We start from the raw sequence: 15,564 nt of genomic DNA on the forward strand, positions 1-15,564 counted from the left end.
ATCGGCATAAAAACGCTGTTCGCATTAGATGCGCCCAGCACAGCGACGAAGAAGGCCTCAAGTCTGTGCTTGGTCCCTGCCATCTCGATCCGCGATGGCATGCTCTCGACTCGTTGATTTTCTTCCGACGGATCTGTCGGCATCATCTGAAGTAATTATCACAGTCATATGGACATCAGATGGAACCCATCCAACCTAAGCGCTACCGATTTACCGGACATGAGCGCGTCTTTCACAATGCTTCGGCAATCGAGACGCTGCCTGAGGTCTTGGGGCTGTTCGGATACCAGCGCGTCTTCGTCGTTTGCTCCCGCACGATACGCAGGAAGACCACTTGGATCGACCGGTTACAGGCGCGGCTTGGCAACTTGATCGTCGGGATTACCGATGATGTGGGCGAACATTCTCCGCTGTCCAACGTCCTAAACGCGGCAAGGCAAGCGCGCGATGCCCATGCCGACGTCATCGTCTCTATCGGTGGCGGCTCGGTAATGGACATGTGCAAGGCCATGCAATTGTGCATTTCGGAGAATACCTACGACCGGGATTCCCTTCTAAAATTGCAGTTCGTCCTGTCTCAAGATGGCACCGAGATGCTGACGACATCGCAGGCGCCGGCTGCCATCAGGCAGATCGCGATCCCCACCACGCTTGCCACATCCGAATGGACGCCGGTCAGCACGCCGATCGACGATGAGACACGACTGAAAGCTCGTTTCGTGGTCCCCGACGGCTCGCCCCAAGCAATCCTCTATGACCCTGACCTGCTGCAGCAGACGCCTGTGCGATTGCTGTGGTCTACTGGTATTCGGGGTCTGGACCATGCCATCAACACGGCCTGCTCGTCGTCGCCGCATCCATTTGCAAGCCTGTTGGCAGAGAAAGCTATCGCGCTGTATGTAGATCACCTGCCAAATCTGAGCGACGTCACCTCGACCGACTCGTTCATTCAGTGCCAGCTAGCCACCTGGTACACCGGCATGGGTCAGATGTCGGTGCCGCACGGCTTCAGCCACTGGATGGTCCATATCATAGGCCCGTACGGTGGCGTCGCGCATAGCGATGCGGCGTGCGTCCTGATGCTTGCCCAAGCGAAATGGCTCGAGGGGTGGGTCACGCCGCAGCATGCACGCCTGCGAGCCGCCATCGGCCAACCTGACAAGCCGTTTCACGCCATACTTCACGGCTTGCTGGAGCGTTTGAGTATGCCGACCACACTCGACGACCTGGGCCTCACGCGCACTCAGGTCGACGCAATGATCGGCCCAGCACTTAAACATCCGATGGTGACCCGCAATAATGTTCGGCCGATCGAGACGGAAGCAGACTTGCGCGCTGTTCTGGAGTTGGCATGGCGTGCATAATGCCATTTAGTCTCAGCCCGCCCTCCTGATGCCATGAAGATCGATCCCGTTTCGTTGCGGCTGTTCCTTGCGGTTTCCGAACTCGGTACCATTGCCGCCGCCGCGGAACGGGAGCACATCACGGCCTCCGCTGTCAGCAAGCGCGTCAGCGATCTGGAAGATGCCCTGAGCACGCAATTGCTGGAGCGTAGCAACAAGGGTATCGTGCTGACTCCGGCAGGTATCGCCCTGCAAGGGCTGTCGCGCAACATCGTCAACGACCTTGACAATGTCGCGACGATGATGCAGGACTACGCCAGCGGGACCCGGGGCCTGGTTCGCATCTATGCTAACGTGTCCTCCATCGCCCAGTTCCTGCCGAATGATCTTCATGGCTTTATCGAGAAGTATCCTGACGTGCAAGTCCAACTCCATGAGCACATTAGCACCGCGATCTTGCGTGGAGTGTCGGAGAACGAGGCAGACGTCGGCTGCTTTGCCGATCTGGGTAAAGCGCCGCATGGCCTGCTGATCCTGCCATATCGCGAGGACGACCTGGTCGTCGTTGTGCCTCGGCACCACCCTCTGGCCTCGCGAAAGAAGCTGACCACACCAGATTTGCTCGATCACTACATGATCGGACTACAAACGGGCAGCTACATTAATCTGCAGTTGTCGCGCTTGGCCAGCGAGCACGGAAAGCCGGTGAAGTTCCGCATGCAGGTCAACAGCTACGATGCCGTCTGCCTGATGGTGGAGTCGAAAATGGGTATCGGCATTCTTCCCGAGCGCCTGGCCCGGCGCTATTCAAGAATACTTGGCGTGCGCATGATCGCGCTCGATGCGCCATGGTCACATCGCAAGCTCAACCTTTGCGTCCGTTCCTACGAAGGATTGCCAGTGGCTGCGCGCCAGCTGGTCGACCACTTATGCCCATCTGCGCAGGTGCTCGCTGCTGACGCGGGCGCGATACGCGCCCACTCTTGACTCCTGCCTAGTCTATAGTTGCCCCCGCGGCGTTGACAACTTCGGACCAGCGGGCGAGGTCGCTGCGGATCAGTGCCTCGAACTTACTCGGCTCGGAGACAAACGGCTCGCATCCCTGGCGTTCCAAGGTCTCCCGCACTTCCGGATCCTCCAGTACTTTCCTCAACGCCGCCCGCAACCGGGCAATGACGGCAGGGGGCGTGTTTACAGGCGCAAACAGGCCATACCAGGGTGTTGCGCCAACTCCACGAAGCGTCTCTCCGACGGTTGGAACGTCTGGCATCGATGGTAGGCGCTTTTCGTTGGTCACAGCAAGGACCTTAAGCTTGCCGGCACGAATGAACGCCTGCGCTGATGGCAAGCTCTGCACCGAAAGCGTCACCTGCCCTCCCACCACATCTGCCGCCGCAGCCGCGGCTCCCTTATATGGAACATGCACCAGCCGAATTCCAGCGCTATGTTGGATCATCTCTCCAATCAGATGGTTCAGCGTTCCGTTTCCCGCCGAGGCGAAGGTGACCGTGTCAGGCTTCTTACGCGCTAGAGCTACCAGTTCGCGCACGCTGCCAGGAAGGAAAGACGTATTGGCAACGAGCACATAGCCTGCCGTTGCCACGCTGCCAACAGGTACGAAATCCTGCACCGGATCGAACCCCGTGCGCTTGTAGAGCGCGGGATTTATCACATGGGCGCTGCTAACCGTGAATAGCAGCGTATACCCGTCAGCTGCGGCCTTTGCCACGTATGCAGTGCCTATGTTGCCACCGGCGCCGGGGCGATTTTCAACCACCACTTGCTTGCCAAGCCTTTCGGCAAGCTTTGTTGTCAGTATACGGGCGACCACGTCGTTAGCGCCGCCTGGGGCTTGGGGTACTACTACCATTACCGGCTTGGCGGGGTATGTGTTCTGTGCGCCGGCCGCTGTTGCGAAGCCCAGCGCGAGCATTGCCAGCCAGCGGGTCCTTATAATTTTCATGGTGTCTCCTCGAAAATTGCCAGGACATTGAAGCCTGGTGTTTCCATAGTGCGGGATAGGCCAACCGTTGCAAAGCAACGGTTCAACATTGCATCATCGTGGATCGAGATGGCAGATGCGAGTTGCTGAATTCATATCAGCTGCTGAGCGTCCAAAGCACTGATGAGCCGTACCGACCATCGCCGAATTCACGGAACTCCTCTTCACGCAGAGCAGGACACCACGCTTCTGCTAGAGGGTATGGACCAGACTGCGCGCAGCCAGTTGCGACTCCAGCATGCTGTCGAGGGCCTGTCGGTTGCGGCCATCTCCTACTACGTGTAGTCACTCGCGGGCACCGGGCTAAAGGTTCTGCATGCGGTGCACCTCCCGCTGGACCCGGATCTGATCATGTGCGTGCGTGTTCATTCTTCCCGTGGTGTTCCTGGTGTTGCGCGCCACCCGCGCAGCAAGCATGCCGGGCAAAAAAAATCTATGGTCGCCCCTGTTTTTGCAACCTTGAGCTCTGACGAAGTGGTTGGCAACGTCAGCCGTCTTCCCAGCTTCGGGCTGAAAGCTTCAAGCCGGTGCGCGCCAGCGGGGCGGGCGAGCGCAACAGGCTCCGTGAATTGCGGCGAAATTTCCATCGGATCGCACCCAACGGGAGGCGGGCTGCGGATCGGCGAGGATGCGCTCGTACACAAGCGTAGAGCGAAGCGAACGTCTGCCACCAGGGAACGCTAGACATCTCCCGCTTCTCGGCAAATCCGGTGGCGCTTTTTGCTGCTCATCCGGCACACCAATTACGCCACATTCAGCCACCGCTGGATGCTGCAGGAGCGCGTCTTCCCCCTCCGACGAAGCCATATTTTATGGAATGTTGGGCGCTACTTTCTCGGCGCGACTGATTGATAAGCGGCGACATCGGGACGCACCTGCGACAAGGTAGCAACAAACTCTTGCACAACAGGACCCTCATCGTCAGCTCGTGTCACGGCCACCAAGGTCGCTTTCGTTCGCATATTTGCAATACGAACAAATGCCACGTCACGTCTCTCAACCGAAGCAACCGAGGCGCCAACCAGCGTGAACCCTAGTCCGGCAGCGACTAAGCCTAGCGCCGTGTGAATTTCAATGGCTTCATGGCCCGCGCGAGGATTGCCTTCGGCCTGACGAAGTGCATCCACCATCTGGTTAGCGTACCGACTCTGAGGGTCTTTCGGATACTGGATGAGCGCCAGCGCATCTAGTTCAGAAGCCCGAACCGCCTTGCGCTTCGCGAACGGCGAATGAATTGGCACCGCTGCAACGAAGGGGTCGTCAAACAGCTTTACGTAGGTAAGGTCGTTGGCCCTATCGAACTCGCCAATGTAGCGCGAGATGCCGACGTCGATTCGGCCACTTCGCAGCGAATCGGGCTGATGCTCGGATAGTTGCTCTACCAGGTCCAACTGAATGCCTGGCAGCTTCTCGCGAAAGCGCCGCACAGCCTCGGGCACGATGGAGAAGATTGCGGACCGCGTGAATCCAATTCCGAGCCAACCCAGATTGCCAGCTGCGACCGCCCTTGCCTCCTCATCGAGCCGCCGCATTTGCGACAGCAACTCTTTCGCCCTCGGATAGAGGAATCTCCCCGTGGATGTCAGGGTCATCGGCCGGTTGGACCGGTCGAACACTGGCGCGCCAAGCAGCGACTCAAGCTGCGAAATCTGCATGCTGATTGCCGTTGGCGCGACGAACAGGCGACTGGACGCGGCCACTGCGCTCCCGGCATCCACTACCTCACAGAAGTACCGCAGCTGCTTCAAGTTCATTTTTTCTTAATGTAAGACCAATTTTCGGCGTTTGATTCAGGCCAGACTTTACTCGAAACTCTGCCGAACACACATGGAGTTATGCAATGGACGGTGCCTCGACCCCCGCGAAAAGTCTGCTTGACGCAGCTCGCACCCTCAGCACAGCCGAAATTTCGGACGCGCTCGACTACTTCAAACTGCCTGGTAGCGCACTCGGCATCGGACATCAGGCAGGCAAGCCGCGCATCTTTGGCCAAGCCTTTACGGTCGCATTTGTGCCAGTCGACACCGCGACGCCAGGGACCGTGGGCGACTACCTGGATGACGTCCCCAACGGCGCAGTTGCTGTCCTCGACAACTCTGGTCGAGTCGACTGCACCGTATGGGGCGGCATTATGAGCAAAATTGCTGAGCACCGCGGCATTGCCGGCACCGTTATCAATGGCGTCTGTCGTGACACTGCGGAAGCGCAGGAAGCCAACTACCCCCTTTACGCACGAGGGCGATTCATGCGAACCGGAAAAGACCGCGTCCAGGTCAGCGCCGTGGGCAAAGTCATCAGCCTGGGCGATGTCCGCGTGAAGCCTGGCGACTTCGTCATTGCGGACGCCGACGGTGTGCTGGTCGTGCCGGAAGCCCGTGCCGCGGAGGTGTTTGAGCGCGCTCTTCTCACCCGGGAGGTGGAAGGAAAAATTCTCGGAGCCGCACTGGCCGGCACCGCGCTTGGTGAGGCACGACGCCAGTTTGGCTATCACACGCTGCAGCGCACTGGCTACTAACACCACAACGACAAAGGACAACGGAAACAACATGAACTGGAAGATGCATCCGCTGGCCGCATTGACGGCCGCTACCGTAGCCTGCGCGGTGACCTCTGGAACTGTCGCGGCTGCTGAAGCCTATCCCTGCCAGACCCTGCGTCTCGTATCGCCGTACCCGCCTGGTGGTACAACGGACATCCTGGCTCGCATCGTGTCGCCTGGGCTGTCCAAGCGGCTTGGCGTTACAGTTATTGTCGACAACAAAGGCGGCGCCAGCAGCAACATCGGTACCGAGTTTGTCTCGCGTGCCAAGCCGGATGGCTGTACGGCATTGCTTGGAAACAATACCGGGATTGTCATAAACCGGAACCTCTATAAGCTGAAACTCGATCCGACTCAAGCGCTTGTCCCGGTTGGCGAAGTTGCCTCGGTTCCCCTCGTTCTTTATGTCAATGCATCGCTTCCCGTGAAAACCGTCGGGCAACTGGTCGACCTTACCAAGGCCGCGCCGGGGAAATACAGCTATGCATCCGGTGGGAGCGGCAGTCCGCAGCATCTGGCCGGCGAAATGCTGAAGCTCGATCGGCAGCTTGACATGGTGCACGTCCCGTATCGTGGTCAAGGCCCCGCGCTGAGCGACGTCATCGCGGGCCAGGTACCCATTGCGTTCGAAACGACGACTGCAATCGCACCGCAAATCAAGTCGGGAAAACTACGCCTGCTGGCCACCACCGGTGCAAGGCGTTCGCGCACGCTACCCGACCTCCCGACGATGCAGGAAGCCGGATTTTCGGGCTTCGTCATTGAAAACTGGTATGGCCTGTTCGTGCCCGCCGAAACACCCGCTCCGCTCGTCCAGAGGCTGAATACGGAACTCAATGCCGTCCTTGCTGAACCCAACGTCGCCTCGAAACTGAACGATATGGGCTCCGGCGACGTGCGCGGTACGTCGGCTCAATTCCGTGCGTTCATCACGAAGGAGATGCCGTACTGGGAATCGTTGGTGAAGCAGTCCGGCGCGAAGGTCGACTAAGCAACACGAATTCGGAATTTATCGACATGAACCATCCTGCAACCGCAGACCAGCTCGAGCGACTCAATCGCTTGGGCACCGCCACCATTCACGAAGCTCAGGGCCAGCGCGGCGCCGTGGATTCGGCAATTGCGCCCTTGGACCCTGCGATGCGGCTGGCCGGCCCCGCACTGACTCTCGACATCCGGCCTGGGGACAACCTGATGATTCACTATGCGCTGACGAAAGCGCGGCCGGGGGACGTGCTCGTCGTCGATGCCAAGCAGTTCGTCAATGCTGGTCCATGGGGCGATGTGCTGACATTTGCCGCACGGAAGGTTGGCATCGCAGGCCTGGTTATCGACGGCGCCGTTCGCGATGCGACAAACATCGTGGCGATGGGCTTCCCGGTGTTCTGTCGTGGCCTCTGCATCAGAGGAACCAACAAAGTTCAGCCCGGACGGTTAAACGTACCGGTCGTAGTCGGTGGCGCTCCAATCAATCCCGGCGACATAATAGTTGGCGACCGTGATGGACTCGTCGTCGTAGCAGCAGAGGAACTCCAATCGGTTATCGACGCAGGCGAAGCGCGAGAGGAGAAAGAAGCCGGCATGAGGAAGAAACTGGAGCAAGGGACTACGATGGTCGAGCTTCTTGGGCTTCAGGCGACGCTCGATTCATACGGCCTGCGGTGACGAACTTTCCGACTAGAACCTGAGGGCAATGAGTCGGAAAACAGTCAGATGGACAAAATGACAGCCTTCCGGCTTGCTTCCATCATGGCGACGCATTACCAATGAGCGCGTCCCTTAGCTCTATGACCCCGATCCGTTGTAACACGAGGCGGTCAGCGCTCCCAGAACGGCCCAGCTCTATGTACCGGGCTTCCAGCCGTCGTCTCCGCGTCGAGAAGGCTGTTGAGCCAACTGATGAACACCGCCACCCTCGACGATGGCGAACGGACTCGTCTTGTCAGGCAAAGCTGGCCGGTGTTCAGTTTGGCTCTCTCCCATACCCGCAGCCGCAGGAACTCGATGGTTGCCCGGCCATACATCTGGCGCTTGAGGAACTTGAGCCGGTTGACGTGACCGTCGGTCTTTAACGGCTTCCCTCAAAAGCCGTTGTGCTACCCCGACGGCGAACTGCTGGTCGGACCGGCCGATGTACGGGTGGGCGAGTTCGGTGGTGCGCCGTTCTACATGACGCGCGCAGTTCGAGTACTGGCAACACCCGCGGCTGGTAATCGACGTGTTGCCGGAGCGCGAGAGGGATGTTCTCGCTGGAGGGGCCGACGGGCCCGAGGTTCCTGACGCGGTCGGAGCTGTTCAGTGATGAGGAAGCGACGAGGCTGGCCGCGCAGCCGGGCTTGCAGCCCCGCCCCGCCGCGCGCCACGTCAGGGCTGGAAGAACTCCCGCAAAGCCTTCGCCACCGCGTCTGGATCGTTCTCCGCCGGGAAATGACACGCATGCGGAATCCGCACTAGCTGCGCGTGCGGCATCTCCCGCGCGAAGCGTTCGGCATGCCCGATCTGCTGGAACGGGTCGTCTTCGCCCCAGACCAGCAACTTGGGGATCGGCGACTCGCGCAACGCCGGCACCAATGCCTGCGTATGGCGGTTATCCGCAGCAGCGGCCAGCGCAATCCAGTTCCGCGCCACGCGCGCCTGCAGCCATGGCGCCAGGTATTCCTCCACCCGCTCTGGCGTCGCCGCGCGGTCGAGGCAGCGCGTGATGGCAGTGCGCCGTGCCGCGACCAGTTCCTCATGCGTGGTGGCGGCGGCTACGGCGGGGTCGCGGTAGCGCGCCACGGCGGGCACGGGCCACGAGTCATACATCACGGCATTGAGCAGCGCGAGGCGGCTGACACCGAGGTTGCCCTGCACCACCATGTGCTGCGCGATGCCGCCGCCGATGTCGTGCGCCGCCACCCCGACCGGGCCGGAAAGCCCACGCGCGCGCGCAAACCGTTCCACCCAGGCCGCCAGCGCCGGGACCGATGCGGTCTCAACCGTCAGTTCGCCTTCGGAGTGCCCGAGTCCGGGCAGGTCCACGGCCACGCAATACAGTCCGGCCGCGGCCACATCGTCCAGCACCGGCTGCCATACGCGGCTCCAGAAAGTGCCGTGGATCATCAGCACCACGGGATCGGCCGGATTCCCGGCGCTGAGATAGCTTGTGGCGACGCCGTCAACGTCGATCGTCAGTCTTTGCATGTCGTTGCCTCGCTTCTTGAGGTTGAAAAGGATTGTGCTCCGGCTTCGCCGGGAACAACAGGCAGCCCGCAGCGGCGGCAGCCCGTCCGCGCTTGCGGCGGTTAGCGCAGCGGCACGCCGCGTGTTTCCGGCATCTTGCAGAACGTCACCAGGGTGACGAAGGCGCCGCAGCCCACATAGAGGAAGAACCAGCCCTCATGCCCGCGCGACGACAGCCACGTCAGCAGGTACGGCGTAGTGCCGCCGATCAGCGCGACCACCAGGTTGTAGGCGGCGCCGATGCCCACGCCGCGGACCTGCGTATCGAACCACTCGGCCATAATGGACGGCGCGATCGACGCATACAGCGCATACGTCAGCATCCCGAAGCACTCGATCAGCAGCAGCGTCCGGAAGTCCGCATTGAGCATCGACACGACCGGGTACAGGAACAGCAGATTGGCCAGCGCAAAGGCGATGAGCTGCGGCCGCCGCCCCAGCCTGTCCGACAGCGCTCCGCACAGCGGCAGCGCCAGCATGAACAGCGCGATGGCGATCGCACTTGCCTGGAAGGCGACCTCGGGCGTGACGCCGCCCTTGCGCATGGCGTACACCGGCATATAGCTGACAAAGAGGTAGAAGCTGAACGCCGGCAACACGGTGCTGCCCATCAGCCGCAGCATCGCGCCGCGGTGGTGCTGCCAGACCCAGCCCAACGAGCGCCGGCGGATCTCTCCCGCCGCCTTCAGCCGGGTGAATGCCTGCGTCTCGTCGACGCCGTGACGCAGCCAGAAGCCGAACAGCGAGCCGCAGCCGCCGAGGAAGAACGGGATGCGCCAGCCGTATTCATGCAAGGCCTCGGGCGTCATGTAGCGCGTCATCAGCCAGGCCATCCCGGACGCCAGCAGCAGCCCGGCGGCGATGCTGAAATACAGGAAGCTGCCATAGAAGCCGCGCCTTGCCGCGGGCGCCGATTCGGTCAGGTAGGTCGTGGCCGCGCCGTATTCACCGCCAACCGACAGCCCCTGCACCATGCGCGCGACCGTCATCAGCACCGGCGCCCAGATGCCGATCTGCGCATACGTCGGCAGGACCGAGATCACGAACGACGAGCCAGCCATCATCATGATGCACAGCGTCAGCGCGCTGCGCCGTCCGTAGCGGTCGGAGAACGCGCCGATCAGCCAGCCGCCCAGCGGGCGCATGAAGAAGCCGATCGCGAACACGGCAAAAGTGGACAGCAAGGCGGCAGTACTGTCCTGCCCGGGAAAAAACTGCTTGCTGAAATAGACGGCGAATACCGTATAGACCGACCAGTCGAACCATTCGACCGTGTTGCCGATGCTGCCGGCAAAGATGGTCCGCACGGCTGTGCGGCGCGCGGGGGCGCGCGGGGCCTGTGCCAGGTCCTGCGCCTGGCTGGTCTGCATTTCCATATTGTCTCCGCGGGTCGTTGCTCGGGGTCGGCAAGATCCTCTGTGTTGTCGCGCGCGGCCGCCGCCGCGCGGTGCTGTCGTGATGCCGCAGGGAGGCCTTCGCAATGCCAGGCGGCGATGCGCGCCTCAGCGGATCAGCTTGTCGAGGTCGCGCTGGTCCAGGCCGTTCTCTTCGTAGTGCCGGCGTGCGGCGTCGAGCTTGGTGAAGACATCCTCGTGGCCGATGATGCTGCCGTCCTCGAGATAGATGTAGCCCGCCATGGCGTGGAACCATGTGACCATTTCCGGCACGTCGTCCGGCACCACCAGCGTATGTGTTTCGCCGGGCGGCTCCATGATGAAGGAGCCTTCGGTGTACATCTCTTCGTGCTCGAGGTAGAACCAGCGCCCCTTGAGGACCACGGCGTGCACCGCGCCGAAGTGCTTGTGGCAGGACAGCACGCCGGACTTACGGACGCGCAGCAGATTGACGTAATATCCCTGCGTCACGCCCAGGCACAGCGGCAGGAACGAGACGCCGTCGGCCTGCGGAATCCAGCGGACGTCGTCGATGTCGGTCAGGTTGCCGAAAAAAATGTCCGGGCGCGCATCGGGCGGCAGCGGATTCACCGCGGCCTGCACGCCACGGGGATTGTGGAATTTGCGCGAATACACTTGCACAGCGAGCTCCTTTGAGTGGGTACCGGACCCTGTCCAGGCAGGGTTGAGGGCATTGTGTTTCGCGATGACGCCGCGAACCAGCACCGCGGCGGAATAGCCACTGTGACACGCCGGCACAGTTGCGCTGCCGCAATGCATCGACAATGCCGGCTAACGAGAAGGATGCAGGCAGGGGCAACAGGACCGTGGACAGATACTCAGAGCTCGTCGCATTCCTGCAGTCGGCACGCAGCCACAGCTTTTCCGCGGCTGCCCGCAATCTCGACCTCACGCCGTCGGCGGTCAGCAAGCTGGTGGCGCGACTCGAGGCGCGGCTGGGCGTGCGCCTGTTCGTGCGCCAGGGACGCACGGTGGCACTGACCGAAGAGGGCCAGCGCTATCTGTCCAGCGCCGAGATGGTGGTGGAAGCAATGGCCGATGCCCAAGCGCACGGCGAAGCGCTTGGCGAGACGCTGCGCGGCAAAATCCGCGTCCATACCATGCTGACGTTCGCGCGGCACCAGATCGTGCCGTGGTTGCCGGAGTTTTTGCAGGCACACCCGGGACTGTCGGTGGAATTCCATATCGCACCGCAGTATGAAGACGCGTTCGACCGGGGCGTCGATATCGCCATCCATAGCGGCGCCCTGCCCAGCTCATCGCGCGTGGCGCGCAAGATCGCGTCGAGCCGGTGGATCGTCTGCGCCGCGCCCGCCTATCTGGAACGGCATGGCACCCCGCGGACACCGGACGAGCTGCAGCAACACACCTGCGTCGGCTTCAGCTTTGTCAGCGAATGGAATGTGTGGCCGTTCCGCGCCATGGACGGCACGACCTACGGCGTGCGGCCGGCCAGCGTGGTCGACACCACGCAGGGCGAGATTGCGCGCGACCTAGCGCTCGGCGGCTTCGGCATCGTGCGCCTGGCCGAGTTCCATATCGGCGAGGACCTGCTTGCCGGGCGCCTGGTGCCCGTGCTGGAGTCCTACCAGGACCCGTCCAAGGAGCCGCTTTACCTGGTCTACCCCAACCGCAAGCATCTGAGCCCGCGCGTCAAGGTCTTCTGCGATTTTCTGACGGAACGGCTGGCGGCACAGCCCTGGGCGCGGTAGCGCCCGGCAGCATCACTCCCCGCGCGCCCCCGCCACCCGGTGTGGCGACGCCACCGGCGACTGCAGGTCGAGCTTGGCGGCCTGGTAGCCGCGCCGGAAGTCCTGCACATGTTTCTCCATCCACGTTTCGGCGGCGGCCTCATCGCCGGCGCGGATCGCGGCAACGATGGCCTTGTGCGCGTCCAGCAGCCGCTTGCCCGCCACCGGCACACGTGTCATCACGGCGGCGAACGCCGGATAGAACAGCCGGCTGAGCGGTTCGCGCGCCAGCACCAGCGCGCGGTTGCCGCTCATGCCGGCGACGATGCCATGGAACTCGATGTCCAGTTCCACCAGGCTGTCCCCAGCCTTCAGTGCCAGTTCGGTCCTGCGCAGGTTGTCGTCCAGCCGCTCCAGCGCTTCGGGCGTGGCGCGCGCCGCAGCCAGCCGCGCCATCGGCGGTTCCAGCACCGACATCGCCTGCCACAGTTCGTCGAAGACGATCTCGTGCAGCACCAGCGCGCGCTCCAGCTGTTTGCCGACCTCGGCCTCCGAGGGCCGCGTCACGACCATTTTCTTGGCATGCTCGCGGCGCACCAGGTTGGCCTCCTCCAAAACGCGGATGCCTTCACGCACGGTGGAGCGGTTGACGCCAAACATCTCGCACAGCTTCGCCTCGGTCGGCAGCGGATCGCCTTCGCGCAGGCTGCCGTCGAGAATGCGTTCGATCATGGCCTCGGCCAGCACCCGGTAGGCCGGGACGGTGCGGATCTTTTCGAATGCGGCTTCCAACGCAGTGTCCTTGTCTGGGCCGGCGTGTGCACCGGCTGGTCTCATTGTCTGACCATCAGACTATTCAATCACTTCCCCGCTGTCAAATCTCGCCAGCGCTTGACAACGGAAAAGTGGCTGCTATTCTGATTGTCAGACAAACCGACAGAATTTCGGTCCACACCCACCGGCCGCTATAACGGCCAGGAGAGGAGACAAATGCAACGCAAACCACTCACCACGGCGGTGGCGTGGGCGCTGGCGCTCGCCATGCCGCCCGCGCTGGCGCAAAAGGCTGCCACGCCGCCCGCCCCTTCATCCGCGATTTCCGAGCAAGAGGTGCGCATCGGCGTCCTCACCGACCTGTCGGGGATCTACTCCGACCTGTCCGGCTCGGGCTCCGTGCTGGCCGCGAAAATGGCGGTGGAAGACTTCAAGGCCAGCGCCAGGCCATCGTTCGCGATCCGCCTGGTTTCGGCCGACCACCAGAACAAGCCCGACATCGCATCGACCAAGGCGCGCGCGTGGTTCGACGAGGACAAGGTCGACATGATCGTCGACCTGCCCGCGTCCTCGGCGTCGCTGGCCGCGGTCAAGCTGGCCAGGGAAAAGCAGCGGCTCGTGATCGTGTCCAGCGGTGCCTCGACGCGCATCACCAACGAGGACTGCACCCCCACGGCACTGCACTGGACCTACGACACCTATGCGCTCGCGACCGGCACCGCCCGCGCCGTGCTCAAGCGCGGCGGCGACAGCTGGTACTTCATCACCGCCGACTACGCCGGCGGCCGCGCGCTGGAGAAAGACGCATCCGAGGTGGTTATCGCCGGCGGCGGCAAGGTCGTCGGGCGCTCGACGCACCCGTTCCCCGGCTCGGACTTCTCGTCCTACCTGCTGGCGGCGCAGGCCTCCAGGGCCAAGGTGATCGCGCTGGCCAATGCCGGCAACGACACCACCAACACCATCAAGCAGGCGGCGGACTTCGGCATCACGCGCAAGCAGACCATGGCCGCGACGCTGATGTTCATCACCGACGTGCACAGCCTTGGCCTCGACAAGGCGCAGGGCATGTTCCTGACGGAAGGCTTCTACTGGGACCTGGACGAGCAGACCCGCGCATGGTCCAGGCGCTTCCATGCGGTGCAGAAGCGCATGCCGACAATGGCGCAGGCAGGCGTCTACTCCGCGGTGCTGCATTACCTGAAGTCAGTGCAGGCCGCGGGCAGCGACGATTCGATGACCGTGGTGAAGAAGATGCGCGAGCTGCCCGTCGCCGACATGTTCGCTCGCAATGGCAAGCTGCGCGAAGACGGACGCATGGTGCACGACATGTACCTGCTGCAAGTGAAGGCGCCCGCCGAGTCGAAGTACCCATGGGACTACTACCACGTGCGGCAGGTCATCCCCGGCGACCAGGCCTTCCTGCCGCTCGCCCGATCGACCTGCGCCGGCGCGCGCAAGGAGTAAGGCCGTGGCGACGACCCTCCCGGCCACGCCGCGCCCACCAATGCAAGCGGATACGGAACTGGCCGGCTTCCGTCCGCGCAGCCAGTCCGTGCCGCTCGACTGGGCCCGGCTGCGCCGGTATCTCGCGGGACTCGGCCACCAGCTTGACCTGTCGGAGATGCCGAGGCAGTTTGCCGGCGGCCTGGCGAACCTGAACTACCTGATCCGCCTGGACGGGCAGCCATGCGTGCTGCGGCGCCCCCCTCCCGGCCCGCTGCCGCCCGGCGCCAACGACATGGCGCGCGAGCACCGCGTGCTCAGCAGCCGGCTGTGGCTGCGCTTCCCGCAGGCGCCGCGCAGCCTGTTGTACTGCGTCGATCCCGATGTGCTGGGCGCGCATTTCCTGGTGATGGAATACCGCCCGGGCCTGACCATCGGCGCCGACCTGCCGCAGTGGCTGGACAGCCGCGTCGCCGGTCCGCGGCTTGCCCGCACGCTGGTCGACCTGCTGGTGCAGCTGCACGGCACCGACGCCGCCGAGGTCGGCCTGGATCACCTGGGCAAGCCCGAAGGCTTCCTGTCCCGCGCGATCGAAGGCTGGACGCGCCGCGCCGAAGCCCTCGGCGGCGCGGCGCCCCGCATCGCCGTGCGCGAGCTGTCGCAGTGGCTGCGCGCGCATTGCCCGCCTGACGCCAGGCCGACGCTGCTGCACTGCGACTTCAAGCTCGACAACATCGTGCTCGATCCCGAAACCCTGCGCCCGCGCGCCGTGCTGGACTGGGACATGGCCACGCGTGGCCATCCGCTGTTCGACCTGGCCACGCTGCTCAGCTACTGGACCGAGCCGGGCGACCCCGAGGCCGTGCGCGAACTGCGCCAGATGCCAACCACTGCGCCCGGTTTCCCGTCGCGCGCGGAAGTCGTCGAAGCCTATCGCCGCAGCACCGGCTGCGACCTGTCGGACCTGCCGTTCCATCGCGTGCTGGCAATGTTCAAGCTCGGCGTGGTGTTCCTGCAGTTGCATGCGCGCTATCTCGCAGGCGCCACCACCGAGCCCCGCTATGCCCGCTTCGGCCACATCGGCCAATCGATCCTGGATTTCACGCACGACATCGCGCGCGGACGCGCGAGCTAA

The 15,564-nt window shown here is 63.0% G+C and carries 14 protein-coding genes and 3 pseudogenes; 10 read left to right on the plus strand and 7 right to left on the minus strand.

The genetic code is table 11. The features are described from left to right. Positions 1–179: 179 nt before the first annotated feature. Together E0W60_RS34870 and E0W60_RS34875 are read left to right on the plus strand one after the other, a co-directional pair. Complete coding sequence (locus tag E0W60_RS34870) at positions 180–1,364, plus strand: iron-containing alcohol dehydrogenase (protein ID WP_135707397.1); 1,185 nt, start codon at positions 180–182, stop codon at positions 1,362–1,364. A 33-nt stretch (positions 1,365–1,397) separates the two neighbouring features. Continuing rightward, a complete protein-coding gene (locus tag E0W60_RS34875) occupies positions 1,398–2,330 on the plus strand; it encodes a LysR family transcriptional regulator (RefSeq protein ID WP_135707398.1) in 933 nt (310 codons plus the stop codon). 7 nt (positions 2,331–2,337) lie between these two features. Here the strand turns inward: E0W60_RS34875 and E0W60_RS34880 are convergent, their stop codons facing one another. Further along, positions 2,338–3,306 carry a Bug family tripartite tricarboxylate transporter substrate binding protein gene (locus tag E0W60_RS34880; protein WP_135707399.1) on the minus strand — a complete coding sequence of 323 codons (969 nt, stop codon included), beginning with the start codon at positions 3,304–3,306 and terminating at the stop codon, positions 2,338–2,340. A 201-nt stretch (positions 3,307–3,507) separates the two neighbouring features. On the opposite strand from E0W60_RS34880, the pseudogene E0W60_RS38490 reads away from it, so the two are divergent. Continuing rightward, a pseudogene (locus tag E0W60_RS38490) lies at positions 3,508–3,808 on the plus strand (DUF3422 family protein); the annotation flags it as partial. A 257-nt stretch (positions 3,809–4,065) separates the two neighbouring features. Here E0W60_RS38490 and E0W60_RS34890 read toward each other — a convergent pair. Beyond that, a pseudogene (locus E0W60_RS34890) lies at positions 4,066–4,155 on the minus strand (AMP-binding enzyme); the annotation flags it as partial. Between the two features lie 17 nt (positions 4,156–4,172). Beyond that, the gene (locus E0W60_RS34895) at positions 4,173–5,099 is read right to left on the minus strand and encodes a LysR family transcriptional regulator (protein WP_135707400.1); all 927 of its coding nucleotides are present in this window, start codon (positions 5,097–5,099) and stop codon (positions 4,173–4,175) included. Positions 5,100–5,185: 86 nt separating this feature from the next. On the opposite strand from E0W60_RS34895, the gene E0W60_RS34900 reads away from it, so the two are divergent. The 4 genes and pseudogenes from E0W60_RS34900 to E0W60_RS34915 all read left to right on the plus strand — a co-directional run. After that, entirely contained in the window at positions 5,186–5,860 is a 675-nt protein-coding gene (locus E0W60_RS34900; RefSeq protein WP_135707401.1) for an RraA family protein, read from the plus strand. A 31-nt stretch (positions 5,861–5,891) separates the two neighbouring features. After that, a complete protein-coding gene (locus E0W60_RS34905) occupies positions 5,892–6,875 on the plus strand; it encodes a Bug family tripartite tricarboxylate transporter substrate binding protein (protein ID WP_240746157.1) in 984 nt (327 codons plus the stop codon). A gap of 26 nt (positions 6,876–6,901) precedes the next feature. Further along, positions 6,902–7,549, plus strand: coding sequence for a 4-carboxy-4-hydroxy-2-oxoadipate aldolase/oxaloacetate decarboxylase (locus E0W60_RS34910; protein ID WP_135707402.1), 648 nt, complete (start codon positions 6,902–6,904; stop codon positions 7,547–7,549). A 423-nt stretch (positions 7,550–7,972) separates the two neighbouring features. Beyond that, a pseudogene (locus E0W60_RS34915) lies at positions 7,973–8,223 on the plus strand (DUF779 domain-containing protein); the annotation flags it as partial. 25 nt (positions 8,224–8,248) lie between these two features. Here E0W60_RS34915 and E0W60_RS34920 read toward each other — a convergent pair. The 3 genes from E0W60_RS34920 to E0W60_RS34930 all read right to left on the minus strand — a co-directional run bounded on the left by E0W60_RS34920 (position 8,249) and on the right by E0W60_RS34930 (position 11,142). Beyond that, entirely contained in the window at positions 8,249–9,067 is an 819-nt protein-coding gene (locus tag E0W60_RS34920) for an alpha/beta fold hydrolase (RefSeq protein WP_135707403.1), read from the minus strand. A gap of 101 nt (positions 9,068–9,168) precedes the next feature. Next, positions 9,169–10,482, minus strand: coding sequence for an MFS transporter (locus E0W60_RS34925; RefSeq protein WP_346769579.1), 1,314 nt, complete (start codon positions 10,480–10,482; stop codon positions 9,169–9,171). Between the two features lie 126 nt (positions 10,483–10,608). Beyond that, complete coding sequence (locus E0W60_RS34930; protein WP_431189938.1) at positions 10,609–11,142, minus strand: 2,4'-dihydroxyacetophenone dioxygenase family protein; 534 nt, start codon at positions 11,140–11,142, stop codon at positions 10,609–10,611. Positions 11,143–11,327: 185 nt separating this feature from the next. Here E0W60_RS34930 and E0W60_RS34935 point away from each other — a divergent pair, with 185 nt between their 5' ends. Continuing rightward, positions 11,328–12,233 carry a LysR family transcriptional regulator gene (locus E0W60_RS34935; RefSeq protein WP_135707405.1) on the plus strand — a complete coding sequence of 302 codons (906 nt, stop codon included), beginning with the start codon at positions 11,328–11,330 and terminating at the stop codon, positions 12,231–12,233. A gap of 12 nt (positions 12,234–12,245) precedes the next feature. Here E0W60_RS34935 and E0W60_RS34940 read toward each other — a convergent pair whose 3' ends face one another. Next, positions 12,246–13,004 carry a FadR/GntR family transcriptional regulator gene (locus E0W60_RS34940; protein WP_240746158.1) on the minus strand — a complete coding sequence of 253 codons (759 nt, stop codon included), beginning with the start codon at positions 13,002–13,004 and terminating at the stop codon, positions 12,246–12,248. Between the two features lie 198 nt (positions 13,005–13,202). Here E0W60_RS34940 and E0W60_RS34945 point away from each other — a divergent pair, with 198 nt between their 5' ends. Beyond that, positions 13,203–14,450, plus strand: a complete 1,248-nt coding sequence (locus E0W60_RS34945) for an ABC transporter substrate-binding protein (protein ID WP_135707407.1) — start codon at positions 13,203–13,205, stop codon at positions 14,448–14,450. Positions 14,451–14,490: 40 nt separating this feature from the next. Next, positions 14,491–15,564, plus strand: coding sequence for a phosphotransferase family protein (locus tag E0W60_RS34950; RefSeq protein ID WP_135707733.1), 1,074 nt, complete (start codon positions 14,491–14,493; stop codon positions 15,562–15,564).

Origin of the sequence: Cupriavidus oxalaticus (assembly GCF_004768545.1) — a bacterium.
Classification (GTDB): domain Bacteria; phylum Pseudomonadota; class Gammaproteobacteria; order Burkholderiales; family Burkholderiaceae; genus Cupriavidus; species Cupriavidus oxalaticus_A.